Raw genomic sequence first — 14,455 nt, forward strand, 5'->3', positions numbered from 1 at the left:
ACGTTCGAACCGTACATCAGGAACCGTTACCGGTGATGGCTTCATCCCGGATTTGAACAGCGCAGTGCGAGGAGCAACCCATGAGTTTTGGTACTGGCCTGAGCGGCATCGCCGCCGCAAACAAAGACCTGCAAGTGACCGGCAATAACATTGCCAACGCCAGCACGACTGGTTTCAAAACCAGTCGGACTGAGTTCGGTGATGCGTATACCAACTCCTTTCTCGGCTACGGGCAGGATAAGGCTGGCGCAGGTGTGCGTGTCAGCAACATCGGGCAAAAATTCGATCAGGGGAACATCAGCCAAACCAACTCGGCGCTTGACCTGGCGGTTGATGGCAATGGCTTTTTTGTCATGGAATACCCGAACGGGTCAGTTACTTATACGCGCTCTGGCATATTCGGTGTGGATAAAGAAGGCTTTATCACCGGCAACACCGGCGCCAAATTGCAGGGTTTTGGGGTTAACGAAAATGGCATTGTTAACGGTGTGTTGACCGACCTTGAAGTCGATACCGGCAACCAGCCGCCGCGTGGTACGCACGGCGTTGATTCCCGCGTTAACGTGCCCGCAGGTGCTCAGGTCCTGCAGCAGGATGGCACCATCACACAGACTAACGGGTTAGCCATTGGTGCCGCACAAACGGGTTCTTTGGTGGATACCAATTCAACCCTCTCTACTGTCGGGTTTCCCACTACAGCAGGCAGTGCGGCCACGTATCAGGGTGATCCCGTCGGGGTAGGCTTGCCCTGGACACCAAGCGCCGTTGAAGCGTCCTGGACGTTCGACGTGACCATTCAAGGCCCTAACATCAATGGTGGTACCGCGCCGCTGACCGCAAACCTGCAGCCTTTCAGAGACACGGCGACCTATAATACCGTTGCTGACATGGTTGCAGCGATTAATGGGACCATACAGTCAGATGCCAGTTTGGCTGGCAAAATACGGGCGGTTGAAAACCCTGCAGGCACCATCACGTTCGAAACCAATGGTGTGTATGCTACGGACGGAACCTCTTTTGTTGGCTTGGCAAACTCAACCGGCACCCTGTTAGATGCGGGTTGGATGAACTTTGCAACACCAACGGTCACATCGCCGGTTGCCGGTGCTGAGTTGTTCACCGGAGGCGGGTTCATCGATCTGACGTCGGACCCTGGTCAACCGGCCAGTATCCAGGGCAATGACCAGATGGCGCTTGAGTACAACAACTTTATTCCCGGAACAAATACGACACTGACCAGTGGTACCACGCTTAATACCCTGGACAATACCGACCCCTTTGCCAACGCCGATGCGGGCAATGACATCGTGTTTAATATCAACGTGGGTTCTTTGAGCAGTGCCGTTACCATGACGGTGCCAGCGGGGGGCTATGCCAACCAGGCCGCCTTTGCTACGGCCATTGAAACGGCCGTCAATGGTGCATTGGGGGCCAATACCGTCATCGCTAACGTCGACGGTGCGACCAACCGACTGGTTATGAGTACCGATACGGGGGTGGGTATTGGCCCTCAGGACATCAGCATTATTCACAATGCGGGTACAACAACTTCCTCGATCAATATGAATACGGTGGGCATGGCGGTGTCTTCGGCACCTGCTCCCACGCGTGTTTTGGGTAATCCGGATACGCCCTTTAACAATCAGTTGGACATTACGGTTGACGGCGGTGCTCCGCTGACTATTACCATTCCACCGGGTAGTTATGCGAGCTACAACGAACTGGCCGATCAGATTCGGACACAAATTCAAACGACGCCCGGTCTTGCCGGTGAAATAAACGTGTCACATGTCAATGGTCGACTGGTACTCGAACGCACTGACATCGGCGAGTTTCCTATTGATGTCGATGTGGCTGACCCGGCGACAGGGGAGTCTGTCGATGCACTGGGCCTGACCAGTAGCACCAAAACAGTGGGTACCGAACCGATCGATCGCAGTCACTCATTTCGGGTCAACTTGACAGTGCCTGCGCCTGATGAAGAAAACCGGTCCGGCTCTGTAGTCATCAGCCTGGATGAAACCATACTGTCTGTAGACCAGTTGGCGGCCGCTATTAACCGCGAGTTGGCTGCTGTGCCCGAAGAGGATTACATCGGCGTTCAAGCTGAAGTAGTAAGGGACGAAAGCGGGAATAAGAAGCTGCAATTTGTCGCCGCTCAGGAGGGTGAGGCTGCCATTGTATCAATCACCAATATCCTGGCTCCCGGTGATGATCTGGACGTTGAGCAGTTGTCTGCATTGTTGCAAGTTGACTCTTTCGACGCTAACTACCTGGAGGTGGGTGAAGCCGCCATTACCAACGGCTATCCCGAGCAATCATTGGTACTGTTCAATGAGGAGGCAGACGAACGGACGCCCATAACCATTCCAGAAGGCTCCACGGCTGCACAGATAGCGGCCCAGCTCAGTCAGGAAGCGGGTGTGGATGCCGAAGCGGAAACGGTCGTGCGGTTGTTGTCGGAGAATTATGGCAACGCGGGCGACATGGACATCATCATCAACGGTCAGCGAATCACCGCGAATTCGTATCAGGACATGGTGGATGAGATCAACCAGTATCAGCAGTCGTCTTTGAACAGTATTACCGCTGAACTGGACAGCGACACCGGTGACATTGTGATCACGTCATCGACTGGCATCGATGTGTCGGTCTCTGTCGATTCGCCCAATGACAACGACACCATGACCGTTCAGGGCGGTCAGGGTACTGCACCTGTCGTTCTGGGCGGCCAACCAGGCGCAGAGGTTAACGCCAGAATTGGTGGTTTTGTCGACATCATTCTCAACGAAGGCTTTACTCTGATTGAACCGGATCCGCGTGTGACGGGGCTGTTCAACGGGCTGACACCCAATAGTTTTGAAGACTACACGATCAATGCCTTCAACCCGGATGATACCTCAACTTACAACGAAGTGGCGTCGTTGCCAATCTATGACTCCATCGGTAATCAGCATCAGTTGCAGATGTTCTACGTCAAGAACCCGGGCGATGAAAACCGACCCAACGCCCTGAATTCATGGACGGTTTATGCACAGATTGATGGAGAGAACATTGGTGATCCGGATACCAGTTTGCCATTCCCGGAGAACACGGAAGCGAGCATGGCTTCATTCCAACTGTTCTTTAATCCGGATGGTACGGTTGATGAAGAGAACACCGGTGACTTCCTGATTTCCAACTGGAGCCCGATCGATCCCGAGACCGGTGAGCCTACCGGTGCCTATGTCGGTGTGCCAGAGGCGCAGGGCGGGCGTCTGCCCATCCCGGACCCCAATACAAACTCGAACTTTGCCGTGTCGTTCGATGGGACAACCCAGTACGGCGGCCCCTTTGCCCGTTACGACTTTCAACAGGATGGCTACGCCAGTGGCCGGCTACAAGACCTTGAAGTTGGTGACGACGGTATTGTCTTTGCCCGATATACCAACGGTGAAGCACAGGTATTGGGGCAGGTGGCTCTGGCCAGCTTCGCCAATAACGAGGGCTTGAACCCGGTAGGTAACACTGAGTGGCAGGAGAGTTTTGCCTCTGGTGATGCCACTGTCGGTGAGCCCGGTACCGGCTTGCTGGGCAACCTGCAGTCGGCTGCGCTGGAAGATTCAACGGTGGATCTTTCCGAGCAACTGGTGCATCTGATCATCGCGCAGCGCAATTACCAGGCCAGTGCGAAGACGATCGAGACCGCCAACGCCGTCACTCAGACGATTATTAATCTGAGGTAATCGGCAATAGCACAGTAGAAGCTGGAAGGCGCTGAGCAACGCTCAGCGCCGCTTTCCGCTATCCGGCAAACCCAGGCTAAAGCTTGCCGCTAAAGCGGTCGGTTCCAATAAAGCAGAACCCGAAACAGACCATAACGGGTTTTCGTCTCTCAATGTTTCGCGTCTTTCACTGTCCAGCGTCACTGCTTGTCCCACGTCTTTTCATGTCCTGCGTCTTTTCTTCCAAAACCTGGCACACCTTTCGCTATACCCTTGTTACAGTCTTATAAAGCGGCAGCAGGAGTCCGGTATGGATCGTGCCCTCTACATTGCAATGACCGGCGCCAAGAACAACATGATGGCGCAAACGTCCCACTCCAATAACCTGGCCAATGCCTCCACCACCGGCTTCAGAGCCGATTGGGCACAGGCCCGGGCGATGCCGGTATACGGCGAGCATTATCCGACTCGCGCTTACTCGATGACCGAACGGCCGGCAACAGACTTTAACGATGGCCCCCTGATTCAGACTGGCAACGAACTGGATGTCGCTATTGCGGGTGATGGTTTCTTATCGGTACTGGATGCGCAAGGCAACGAGGCCTACACCCGCCGGGGCGACTTGGCGGTAACGCCCCTGGGCGAACTGATCAACAGCGTAGGGCAGCCAGTACTGGGAAACGGAGGCCCCATTGTGTTGCCCCCGTATGAAAAACTGGAAATTGCCAGCGACGGCACGATTTCAATCCGCCCGGCGGGAGCTGGTCCGAATGAGATGCTGGTTATCGATGCGCTTAAGGTCGTTAACCCCGATTTGCAAAACCTGGATAAAGGCACCGATGGTCTTTTTCGACCTAGAGAGGGTGATCAGGTATTGCCTGCCGATCCGGCTCTGCAAGTAGCGTCCGGTTTTGTGGAAGGCAGCAACGTAAACGCCGTTGCCGAGTTGACCAACATATTGGCCATTAACCGCCAATATGAATTGCAGATCAAAATGATGAAGGCATCGGACGATGTGTCCCAGGCCGCTGAACAATTGTTGCGCCTGAATTGATTGGGCCCGGCAGGAGAGTAAGTCATGCATAAGGCACTATGGGTAGGTAAAACCGGATTGCAGGCACAGGACATTGCCCTGGCCACCATTTCGAACAACATGGCGAATGCCAGCACTACCGGCTTTAAAAAAGAGCGGGCCGTGTTTGAGGATTTGATTTATCAGGTGCAGCGACAGCCCGGCGGACAGAGTGCTCAAAACACCCAGCTACCGTCCGGTTTGCAACTGGGCACCGGTGTACGCACCGTCGGCACTCAAAAAATGTTCACCCAGGGTGACCTGAACATGACCGAGCAGCCGCTGGATATGGCCATCAACGGTCGTGGTTTTTTCCAGGTGCTGATGCCAGACGGCAATATGTCCTATACCCGTGATGGCACCTTTCACCTGAATGCCGATGGCGACATCGTTACAGCTAACGGCTACTTGCTGGAGCCCAATATTCAGGTGCCCGAACAAACCAAAACCATCACGGTTGGTACCGATGGTATTGTCACCGCTGTATCTGAAAACGATAACCTGCCGTTCGAAATTGGCCAGATCGACGTGGTCGATTTTGTCAACCCGGCCGGTTTGCAAGCCATCGGCAATAACCTGTATCTGGAGACAGCCGCCAGCGGTCAGGCCCAGGTGGGTGTACCAAGTCTGGATGGTTTTGGTGCCATTGTTCAGGGCGCGCTTGAAACCTCCAACGTTACCATTGTTGAAGAGATGGTCGACATGATTTCAACGCAACGCGCCTACGAAATGAATTCCAAAGTCGTCAGCACAGCAGACCAGATGCTGGGCTTTATTAATCAGAATCTGTAGAAAAAGTGACACCGTTCGTTACGGTAAGGGGCACAGCATGAACATTCACAGCGTACCAGCCATGTTAACGGCTTTGGTTACTCTCGCCCTGGCAGGGTGTGGCAGCATGCAGGTCACCGCTCTCAGTGACTCCCCGAAGCCAGGCGACCCTGAGTTTGCGCCTGTCCCGTCAGATTCACTGGAGCCACCGCCGAGCAACAATGGCTCTCTATTCAATGACATGTATGGCATGTCGTTGTATGGCGACAAAAAAGCCATGCGCACGGGCGACATCATTACGGTTGTTTTGGATGAAGAGACGCAAGGCAGTAAGTCTTCCCAGAGTTCGTCTTCCAAATCCAGCGAAGCGGGGCTTAACGCACCGGTCATTGCCGGAGGCGCTCCAATCGAAGCGTTGAGTGCTACGATCCAGGGTGAGCGAAACTTCTCTGGCCGGGGCGATGCAGACCAGAGCAACAGCTTGAGCGGTAACATCTCGGTGACGGTATCGGAAGTGTTGCCAAACGGGGTGCTGCGCGTACGCGGTGAAAAGTGGATCACCCTCAACACCGGTGCTGAGTTTATTCGCATTCAGGGCATGTTGCGGCCAGAAGACATCAATCTGGATAACACAGTTTCCAGCCAGAAGTTGGCCGATGCCCGCATTTCATACAGCGGTGCCGGCGGTTTGGCCAGCGCGAGTCAGCCTGGTTGGTTGACCCGGTTCTTTAATTCGCCGTTGTTTCCGTTTTAGGGTTGAGTTTTTACGAGCTGCGAGCAAACAGCTCACAGCTCACAACCATGGCCCGCAACTTGCTAATCCATCAACGCACGCCCCAAACCGCCAACAAGGTGACACCATGAAACGCTTAACGATCACACTAATTCTATTGCTGCTTGGCAGCCTGGCTTATGCCGATCGAATTAAGGATCTGGCGGGTGTTCAAGGTGTGCGCAACAACCAGTTAGTTGGCTATGGCCTGGTGGTTGGCCTGGGCGGTACGGGCGATCGAGCTCCATTCACCAACCAAACCTTCCGCAACATGATGGAGCAATTCGGCATCACCATACCGGAAGGTCAGGACCCCAGGCTGCGTAACGTAGCGGCGGTCAGCGTTCACGCCACCTTACCGCCTTTCTCCAAGCCGGGTCAGGAAATTGACATCACGGTCTCCAGTATTGGCAACGCCGATAGCCTGCGCGGCGGCAGCCTGCTGCTTACGCCTCTTCGTGGCCCTGATGGCCAGACCTACGCCGTGGCTCAGGGTAGCCTAATAGTCAGTGGCTTTGGCGCTGAAGGGCAGGATGGCTCCTCCATTCAGGTAAACGTCACCAGTGCGGGGCGTATTCCCAATGGCGCCATCGTAGAGCGAGGCGTTAACAGCACGTTTTCGCAGGGCGATTTTCTGACGTTCAACCTTCATCGCCCCGATTTCACGACGGCCCGGCGCATGTCTGAAACCATTAATGATTTGCTGGGCCCGGGCGCCGCCTCAGCGGTCGACGCTGCTTCTGTCCGGGTGACCGCTCCCCGTGACCCTAATCAACGAGTCAGTTTCATCAGCGTGCTGGAGAACCTGGAAGTCACACCCGGTGAAGAATCGGCCAAGGTCATTATCAACAGCCGCACAGGTACGATAGTGGTCGGTCAACATGTCCGAATTGACCCGGTGGCGGTAACCCACGGCAACCTGACCGTCACTATCGATAACGCGCTGCAAGTCAGCCAGCCTGAAGGGTTTACCGACGGCGATACGGTGGTAGTGCCTGACACGGACATCACCATAGACGAGGGCGATAACCGGATGTTCTTGTTCGGCGGCACCGTAACGCTGAATGACATAGTGAATGCCGTTAACCAGGTAGGGGCCGCGCCGGGTGACCTGATGGCCATTCTGGAAGCACTGAAATCAGCAGGTGCGCTAAAGGCAGAACTGATTGTCATCTGAGTCTGGCACGTATCTTGAGTAGTTAACTGACGGTAACGGTTCGAATCATAGAACCGGCAACGTTTAACCCATAGAGCGGCAAATCATGGCTTCACAAATCGACGCAGCCTTTAACTACAACGATCTTAACGGTCTGAACAGCTTGAAATCGCTGGCCCGTAAAGACGATGCCGCCGCTCTGAAAGGCGTTGCCCAGCAGTTTGAATCGATGTTCATCAACATGATGCTTAAAAGCATGCGTGATGCTACTGATGTCATGGCGTCTGATTTGCTCAGCAGCAACGAAACCAAATTCTACCGGGACATGCACGACCAACAGCTCAGTCTGCACCTGGCCGAGAGTGGTGGCTATGGGTTGGCTGAAGTGATGTTTGAACAGATGTCAGCTCAATTGCCTCAGCGTCCGGCTGACTTTAACAACATCGATGTTAAGTCGCTGAACGACAGCCTGCGCCCTGAAATACCTGTGACGCCTGGCGTAACCCGTCCGACAGATCAGCCTGGCGAATCAAACGCTGGCGAAACGTCTTCCCGTTTAAACCTGAACAACCCCGAACCGGACAAACTTTCGGCGTTTGAATCCCCTGAGGCTTTTATCGAGTCTTTGCTGCCTCATGCCGAGCAGGCTGCCCAAAGACTGGGTGTGGAACCGCGTATTCTGGTCGCTCAGGCGGCACTGGAAACGGGTTGGGGCAGGTCAATGATTAAAGACGACCAGGGCACCAACAGTTTCAACTTTTTCGGCATTAAAGCCGATCAACGCTGGCAGGGTGCAGTGGCCGATACGCAGACACACGAATACGTTGAAGGCAACCGCATTGCCATTCGCGATGCGTTTCGCGCCTATGACGACCCGTCCCAGTCGTTTAACGACTACGTCGACTTCCTGAAGAACAACCCGCGCTACCAGGCGGCACTGGAGCAAGTGGAAAACCCTGAACTGTTTGTCCGCTCCCTGCAATCGGCCGGCTACGCCACCGATCCGGAGTACGCCAATAAAATTCTGCGCATCGCCAACAACCTGCCTGGTGTTGATGTCAGCACCGGACAGGCGTAAGCCGGAGGCTATGGGATGAGCTTGCTCAACACCGCAATCAGTGGCCTGAAAGCCCAGCAGGAAGCACTGCGCGTTACCGGCCACAACATTTCCAACGCCAGCACACCGGGCTATTCGCGCCAGGAAGTGGTGCTCGATACCAACAACCCTCTGTTTAGGGGGTTTGGCTTTGTCGGGCAGGGTGTGGATGTTCAATCGGTTCGCCGGATAACCGACCAGTTCATGATCGCCCAGCAACGTTCCGACACGAGTGAATTCCAGCAATTGAATGCCTACAAGGTCAACATTGAACAGGTTGACCGCATTCTGGCTGACGAGCGCACCGGCCTGCAGCCGCAACTCGACCGTTTCTTCGCCAGCCTGCAAGGCGGGGCCGATAATCCGGCTTATGTACCTTCGCGAGATGTGGTGCTGGGCGAGTCACAGGGCCTGGTCGATCGGTTTAAAACCATTCACCAATACCTGACTGACCAGAACGAAACTCTGAACAGTCAGATGGAAGCCATGGCCGCTCAGGTCAATTCGCTGGCCGCAGGCATTGCCGATCTGAACAACGAGATCGTTAGTGCACGCGGAAGTGCGACCGCTCAACCCCCCAACGATTTAATCGATAAGCGCGACGAACTGGTGCGCCAGTTATCAGAGTACGTTGGCATTGACGTCACCGTCGATAAAGAGCAATACAATATTTCTATTGGCAGTGGCCAGGCTCTGGTTCTTGCCAACCAGGCTAACCGTATCGAGGCTGCCCCGGGTATTGATGACCCGCAGCGATACGGCATTAAGTTTGTTAGCCCAATCGAACGCAACGACATCACCACTGACATCAGCGGTGGCCAGTTGGAAGGATTGTTACGATTCCGATCCGATGCGCTGGATCCTGCCTTGAATAATCTGGGTCGAATCGCTGTTAGCTTGACCCAGGAGTTCAATAAACAGCACCAACTTGGCATCGACCTGAATGGCAACTTTGGTCAAAATGCGTTTCAGGATATGAACGATCCAGCTTTGGCATCGGTTGGTCGTGCCCAGGGCAGCAGCGATAATGCGTTGCCCCGCAACCAGGTACTCAGTGTGTTTTTTGAAGATACACGTGAGCTCACCACCAGCGATTACTCTTTGAACCTGACTGGTCCTGGTAATTCGCGTTATGAAGTGATTCGAAAAAGTGACGGGGCCGAAGTCGCCAGTGGTTCCCTGACAGGTGATTTTCCGGACGATATCGAATTCGATGGCCTGAGAGTTCGATTGGAAAGCGGCAGTTTCAAAGAGGGCGATGAATTCACCATTAACCCACTGCGGGGCGCACCGGCCCAGCTCGACTGGCTCATCGATGAGCCGGCCGAACTGGCATTTGGGTATCCAATGCGTGCCGGTACCGGAGTGGGCAACCAGGGCACCGGTGCCATTGACCAGGGCGCCATGCTTAGCAAAGACAGCAACATATTTTCCGTCGATGGTGAGCTGAGCCCGCCACTGGTCATCGTGTTTGAAAGCCCGACCCGGTATTCGGTGTATGACAACAGCGACCCGGGAAACCCGGTGTCACTGGACCCACCACTGGAAAATATCGAATACGTGCCAGGTACGACCAATACCCTGTTTACCGCTGACCCAGGTGAAACCCAAGTCAGTAGCTGGCGGCCACGCTTACCGGAAAATCCTGCGCTGGCGCTCAATGGTCCTGCAACAATAGCCCCTTACAACGGCATCAACTCTGAACGGTTCGTATTCTCCAGAACCAATCCGGAAACCGGTGAAGTAACACAGGACGAAACGCTGGTTACTTCTAGTGGGGCCAGTGCAGCCGAGATTGCAGATGAGTTGAACCGGGTCGATGGCGTGACAGCCCGGGCGTATACCGAAGTCCAAATTGCCAATTTCACCAATTCAGGCACGCCATACGATCCGGATAACCCGTTTGAGGTCTGGGTGAACGGATTCAATTTGACAGAAGATGACCTTGGCCCCAATCAAAGCATCTACATGGATGGTTATCCGGAAGAACTGCCCGAAGAAATGAATCCCAATTTCCTCGCCGACCGCATCAACGCCCACTACGATCTCCAGCAGGCGGGCATTCGTGCCAAGAGTGATGGTGAAACACTGACCATCACTAACGAAGAAGGTGAAGACATCTTCATCGAAATGCGGGGCGACAAACCTCAGGACGTTATCGTCGGGCCGCCCCCGGTTGGACCTGGACCTGTGAATGGTGCCATCGATCCGGGCGATACCTTTGAAATCAGTACCGGTGAAAGCTGGCCTCTGGAGCCCGTTGCAGGCAATACACGTGGCCAGTTGAACAACCTGACCGGTTTTGATTTTAGCGATGGAGGGCCATACACCTATGAAATGTACCTGCCTGATGGTCGGACCGGCCGCATTACTCTGGCAGGGAACCACGCTACCGCCGATGATGTAAAAGCCGAAGTCGAAGCGAAGATCGGTGCGCTGCTCGACAGCCCGGGGCGCGTTCAAGCCCGAATCACGGCTCGTGGCGAACTGGAATACCAAATATTCATGAAAGTAGAAGGCACCGGTAATAACGACACAGTGGGTGTTAACGTGGGTGGGCAGGTTGATGTCACCATGTCAGACGGTATATCCGTGCGAACAAGACCTGAAGCCGGGGCTATTTTTACCGGTGTGCCGGACGCCAGATCCACCTATCAGGGTTTCCAGTTTGAAATAGGTGGTCGCCCGGAAACCGGTGATGAGTTTACCATCGGCTGGAACGAAGGTGGGGTCAGTGACAACCGCAATGTACTCGACCTGGTAGGGCTTGAAACCACCGATACTGTCAACAACCGTGATGGTGGTATGACGTTTACTGAAGCCTACAGTCAGGCAGTAGAGCAGGTGGGCACCAAAACCCGCCAGGCTCAGATTCAGACCGATGCTGCCGAAGGGGTGCTGGCTGCGGGTGATGAAGCCCTTAATTCAGTGCGAGGGGTTAATCTTGATGAAGAAGCCGCACGACTGATTGAATTTCAACTGGCCTACAATGCCAATGCCCGTGTGATCAGCATTGCCCAGGAAACCTTTGATGCGTTGTTGGGAGCCTTTCGATGAGTGATCGCATATCCACCTACTGGATTTACCAGCGCCCGGTCAACGACATGCTGGAACTGCAATCCAACCTGAATAAAACTCAGGAGCAGATCAGCACCGGTAAACGCATTCTGACGCCTGCTGACGACCCGGTAGGTGCATCCCGTGTGTTGCAGCTGAACCAGGAAATCGCTCTGATGGACCAGTACGAGCGCAACATCACTCTGCTGGATGCCCGGCTGGAGCAAGAAGAGGGCGTGCTCGGTGCCGTTGAAGACAGCGTCGCCCGCATTCGCGAGTTGGCGGTAAAGGCAGGTAACGCAGGTGTGCTGACAGGCGAAGACCGCCAAGCCATTGCCGCGGAGATCCGCGAGCGTGTTGATGAAATGGTCGACCTGATGAACAGCAAAGACGGCAGCGGCGAATACCTGTTCGCCGGCTTTTCAGGCAACACTCAACCTTTTGTTGAAAACCCGGGTGGCGGCTATGGCTACGAAGGCGACGAAGGCGTGCGATTCCTGCAGGTTAGCCAGACCATAACCCTGGCGTCCAGCGACTCGGGCAAAGACGTCTTCATGGACATCCCGTCCGACAAAACCAGCTTCACCAGCTACGCCAACCCGCAAAACACCGGCAACCCGCCGGGCATTGTCTCCGCGGGTATCACGCTGGATCAGGAACAGCTCGACGCCTTTTACCCGGAAGATGCGGTCATCAGCTTCGAAAACCCGCTCGATGTCGACCCGCCCCAACAGAACTTCACCGTGCGCCGCAAATCCGACGGCCGGGTACTCGAAGGTCTGCAAAATGTCACCTACAACGCGGGCTCACCTATCCAGGTGGGTGGCGTTTCCGTCAACATCACCGGCAACCCAAACCCGGGCGACCAGTTCATTGTTGAATCCAGCAACAAACAGGGCGTTCTCACCACCTTCGAGAAATTCCTGTTCGCGCTCGAAAACTACCCCCCGGGTACCGGCTTCGATGAGGTATATGACGCCAACATCAGCCAGACTCTGAACAACCTCGACAACACCATTGCCAATGTGTCACAAGTGCGAGCTCGCATCGGTGCTCGAATGAACACCTCTGAAAGCGTGATGAACCAGCATGCCGACAACAAACTGGCGGCCAGAGACATCAAATCCACTATCGAAGACCTTGATTTCGCCGAGGCCGTCAGTCGGTTACAGATGGAGAGCTTTATTCTTCAGGCCGCACAGCAAAGCTTTGCGCAGACGAGTCGATTAAGTCTGTTCGACTTTATATAAGATACGAACTGAGAGCTTCGAGTTTGGAATAACGTCAAAGCTCTCGGCTCACAACACCTACCCCGTCGCTGTTCCTCGAAGACAAATGGGTGTCGCCATGCTAAAGTATTCGGAGGTAGTACCTTTAACTATCAAAGGTGGCGAGATGGCTACATCCGTAAAGCTAGACGAAGACTTGAAAAACCGAATTCAGAACCTGGCTTATGCCAGGCATCGCTCGGCTCACTGGATCATGCGTGAAGCAATTCGCGACTATGTAGACCGTGAAGAAAAGCGGGAATCTTTCAAACAGGACGCAATTCGCGCCTGGGAGGCTTATCAGGATAATGGGTTGCACCTGACACTCGAAGAAGCGGATGAGTGGCTCTCCAAATTGGAAGCAGGCGAAGACGCGGAATTGCCTAATTGCCACGTCTGAACTGGTCCCCATCCGCCTTGAGTGATGTCCAGCGTCTGTACCGGTTTTTGTCTGAAAATGACGATCTGGCAGCGCGTCGAGCAGTCAAGACGATGAAGGCTGGTGTTAAGCTTTTGGCATATCAGCCGGAAGCGGGCCGACCCATTGAAGATTTGGATCCCATCTACCGGGAGTGGCCAATCGACTTCGGAAGCAGTGGCTATATAGTGTTGTATGGGTTCGATGGTGAAACAGCGACCATTCTTGCCGTACGGCATCAGAGAGAGGCAGGGTACTAATGGCGGAGCAAAGGTTAGTCAAACAGTTGCGAACCATCCTGGAACAACCTGACCGCCTGTATGTAACGCTCCCAGCTTGGCAGGAAGCGTTGGCTGAGGCACTCAAAACAATGCCTCAGAGCCGGGCGGAAGCATTGCTGAATGAAGTACAGGCCGTGATACAGAAAAATCGAAGTCTGTTCGAGCAAGAAAGCCTTTCCATCCTCGATACCCTCGTTAAGCAGCCCGACGCAGCCCAAACCAGAGCCAAGGCCGGTCGGTATAAGGATGTGGGGAAGCTTTGACGGACGTCGAATATTCAAGGACGTGAAACACGGAAAGACGCCTAAATGCTCTACCATCATTACCGACCCTGTAAATACTTCTGTGTAACTGCCGAAGTTAACGGTAATCCGCCAAGCGGTCTTCAAATTCGATCATAAAACGATTTAGGGCCTGCTTCCAGTTGCGGATCGGCATGGTCCATTTCTTTGATGCTTCGTGGATCGCCAGGTAGATGACTTTTACAGCCGAGTCGTCTGTAGGGAACAGTTTGCGCTTTTTAACAGCCTTTCGGATGACGCTGTTGAGTGACTCTATGGCGTTGGTCGTATAAATCACTTTGCGGATGTCTTCCGGGTAGCTGAAAATCGTGTTGAGGTTCTGCCAATGCGCTCGCCATGAACGGCTGATCTGAGGATACTGGTCGTCCCACCGGTCAGAAAACTGGTCCAGGGCCTGCAGGGCTTCGTCCTCGGTCGCTGATTGATAGATACGCTTCAAATCCGCGGTGACTGGCTTGTAGTCTTTCCAGGGCACGTACTTCACTGAGTTGCGCACCATATGAACGATACAGAGTTGGATTCGGGTGTCTGGGTAGGCCGCGCTTATGGCGTCAGGGA

At 54.3% G+C, this 14,455-nt stretch carries 12 protein-coding genes; 11 read left to right on the plus strand and 1 reads right to left on the minus strand.

Going from position 1 to position 14,455, the window contains the following annotated elements; all coding sequences use genetic code 11:
- The first annotated feature begins 80 nt into the window (after window positions 1-80).
- From G565_RS0116395 to G565_RS0116445, 11 genes are all read left to right on the plus strand, one after another.
- Window positions 81-3,725 (plus strand): flagellar hook-basal body complex protein, encoded by a 3,645-nt coding sequence (locus tag G565_RS0116395; RefSeq protein ID WP_028671860.1) that lies wholly within the window; start codon window positions 81-83, stop codon window positions 3,723-3,725.
- A 289-nt stretch (window positions 3,726-4,014) separates the two neighbouring features.
- The gene (gene flgF, locus G565_RS0116400) at window positions 4,015-4,758 is read left to right on the plus strand and encodes a flagellar basal-body rod protein FlgF (RefSeq protein ID WP_028671861.1); all 744 of its coding nucleotides are present in this window, start codon (window positions 4,015-4,017) and stop codon (window positions 4,756-4,758) included.
- Window positions 4,759-4,782: 24 nt separating this feature from the next.
- Window positions 4,783-5,568, plus strand: coding sequence for a flagellar basal-body rod protein FlgG (flgG, locus tag G565_RS0116405; RefSeq protein ID WP_028671862.1), 786 nt, complete (start codon window positions 4,783-4,785; stop codon window positions 5,566-5,568).
- Between the two features lie 37 nt (window positions 5,569-5,605).
- Window positions 5,606-6,301 carry a flagellar basal body L-ring protein FlgH gene (flgH, locus tag G565_RS0116410; RefSeq protein ID WP_084649430.1) on the plus strand — a complete coding sequence of 232 codons (696 nt, stop codon included), beginning with the start codon at window positions 5,606-5,608 and terminating at the stop codon, window positions 6,299-6,301.
- Between the two features lie 106 nt (window positions 6,302-6,407).
- Window positions 6,408-7,496: a flagellar basal body P-ring protein FlgI gene (locus G565_RS0116415; protein ID WP_028671864.1), complete on the plus strand. Its 1,089-nt coding sequence runs from the start codon at window positions 6,408-6,410 to the stop codon at window positions 7,494-7,496.
- An 85-nt stretch (window positions 7,497-7,581) separates the two neighbouring features.
- Window positions 7,582-8,553: a flagellar assembly peptidoglycan hydrolase FlgJ gene (gene flgJ, locus G565_RS24545; RefSeq protein WP_037339876.1), complete on the plus strand. Its 972-nt coding sequence runs from the start codon at window positions 7,582-7,584 to the stop codon at window positions 8,551-8,553.
- A gap of 15 nt (window positions 8,554-8,568) precedes the next feature.
- Complete coding sequence (gene flgK / locus G565_RS0116425; protein ID WP_028671865.1) at window positions 8,569-11,628, plus strand: flagellar hook-associated protein FlgK; 3,060 nt, start codon at window positions 8,569-8,571, stop codon at window positions 11,626-11,628.
- Window positions 11,625-12,878 carry a flagellar hook-associated protein FlgL gene (flgL, locus tag G565_RS0116430; protein ID WP_028671866.1) on the plus strand — a complete coding sequence of 418 codons (1,254 nt, stop codon included), beginning with the start codon at window positions 11,625-11,627 and terminating at the stop codon, window positions 12,876-12,878. The genes flgK and flgL overlap by 4 nt, the downstream gene beginning before the upstream one ends.
- 145 nt (window positions 12,879-13,023) lie before the next feature.
- Complete coding sequence (locus G565_RS0116435; protein WP_028671867.1) at window positions 13,024-13,296, plus strand: CopG family ribbon-helix-helix protein; 273 nt, start codon at window positions 13,024-13,026, stop codon at window positions 13,294-13,296.
- Complete coding sequence (locus G565_RS27725; RefSeq protein ID WP_028671868.1) at window positions 13,284-13,574, plus strand: type II toxin-antitoxin system RelE/ParE family toxin; 291 nt, start codon at window positions 13,284-13,286, stop codon at window positions 13,572-13,574. The genes G565_RS0116435 and G565_RS27725 overlap by 13 nt, the downstream gene beginning before the upstream one ends.
- Window positions 13,574-13,858, plus strand: a complete 285-nt coding sequence (locus tag G565_RS0116445) for a hypothetical protein (protein WP_028671869.1) — start codon at window positions 13,574-13,576, stop codon at window positions 13,856-13,858. The genes G565_RS27725 and G565_RS0116445 overlap by 1 nt, the downstream gene beginning before the upstream one ends.
- Before the next feature lie 97 nt (window positions 13,859-13,955).
- Here the strand turns inward: G565_RS0116445 and G565_RS0116450 are convergent.
- The coding region (locus G565_RS0116450; protein ID WP_028671870.1) for an IS256 family transposase at window positions 13,956-14,455 on the minus strand (500 nt) is incomplete at its 5' end.

Origin of the sequence: Saccharospirillum impatiens DSM 12546, assembly GCF_000423605.1 — a bacterium.
Lineage (GTDB): Bacteria > Pseudomonadota > Gammaproteobacteria > Pseudomonadales > Natronospirillaceae > Saccharospirillum > Saccharospirillum impatiens.

Bases quoted from the DNA above. Each gene is read 5' to 3' on its own strand.
- flgK (WP_028671865.1), top strand. From the start codon at position 8,569: ATGAGCTTGCTCAACACCGCAATCAGTGGCCTGAAAGCCCAGCAGGAA.
- flgG (WP_028671862.1), top strand. From the start codon at position 4,783: ATGCATAAGGCACTATGGGTAGGTAAAACCGGATTGCAGGCACAGGAC.
- G565_RS0116395 (WP_028671860.1), top strand. From the start codon at position 81: ATGAGTTTTGGTACTGGCCTGAGCGGCATCGCCGCCGCAAACAAAGAC.
- flgH (WP_084649430.1), top strand. From the start codon at position 5,606: ATGAACATTCACAGCGTACCAGCCATGTTAACGGCTTTGGTTACTCTC.
- flgF (WP_028671861.1), top strand. From the start codon at position 4,015: ATGGATCGTGCCCTCTACATTGCAATGACCGGCGCCAAGAACAACATG.
- flgL (WP_028671866.1), top strand. From the start codon at position 11,625: ATGAGTGATCGCATATCCACCTACTGGATTTACCAGCGCCCGGTCAAC.
- G565_RS0116435 (WP_028671867.1), top strand. From the start codon at position 13,024: ATGGCTACATCCGTAAAGCTAGACGAAGACTTGAAAAACCGAATTCAG.
- G565_RS0116445 (WP_028671869.1), top strand. From the start codon at position 13,574: ATGGCGGAGCAAAGGTTAGTCAAACAGTTGCGAACCATCCTGGAACAA.
- flgJ (WP_037339876.1), top strand. From the start codon at position 7,582: ATGGCTTCACAAATCGACGCAGCCTTTAACTACAACGATCTTAACGGT.
- G565_RS0116415 (WP_028671864.1), top strand. From the start codon at position 6,408: ATGAAACGCTTAACGATCACACTAATTCTATTGCTGCTTGGCAGCCTG.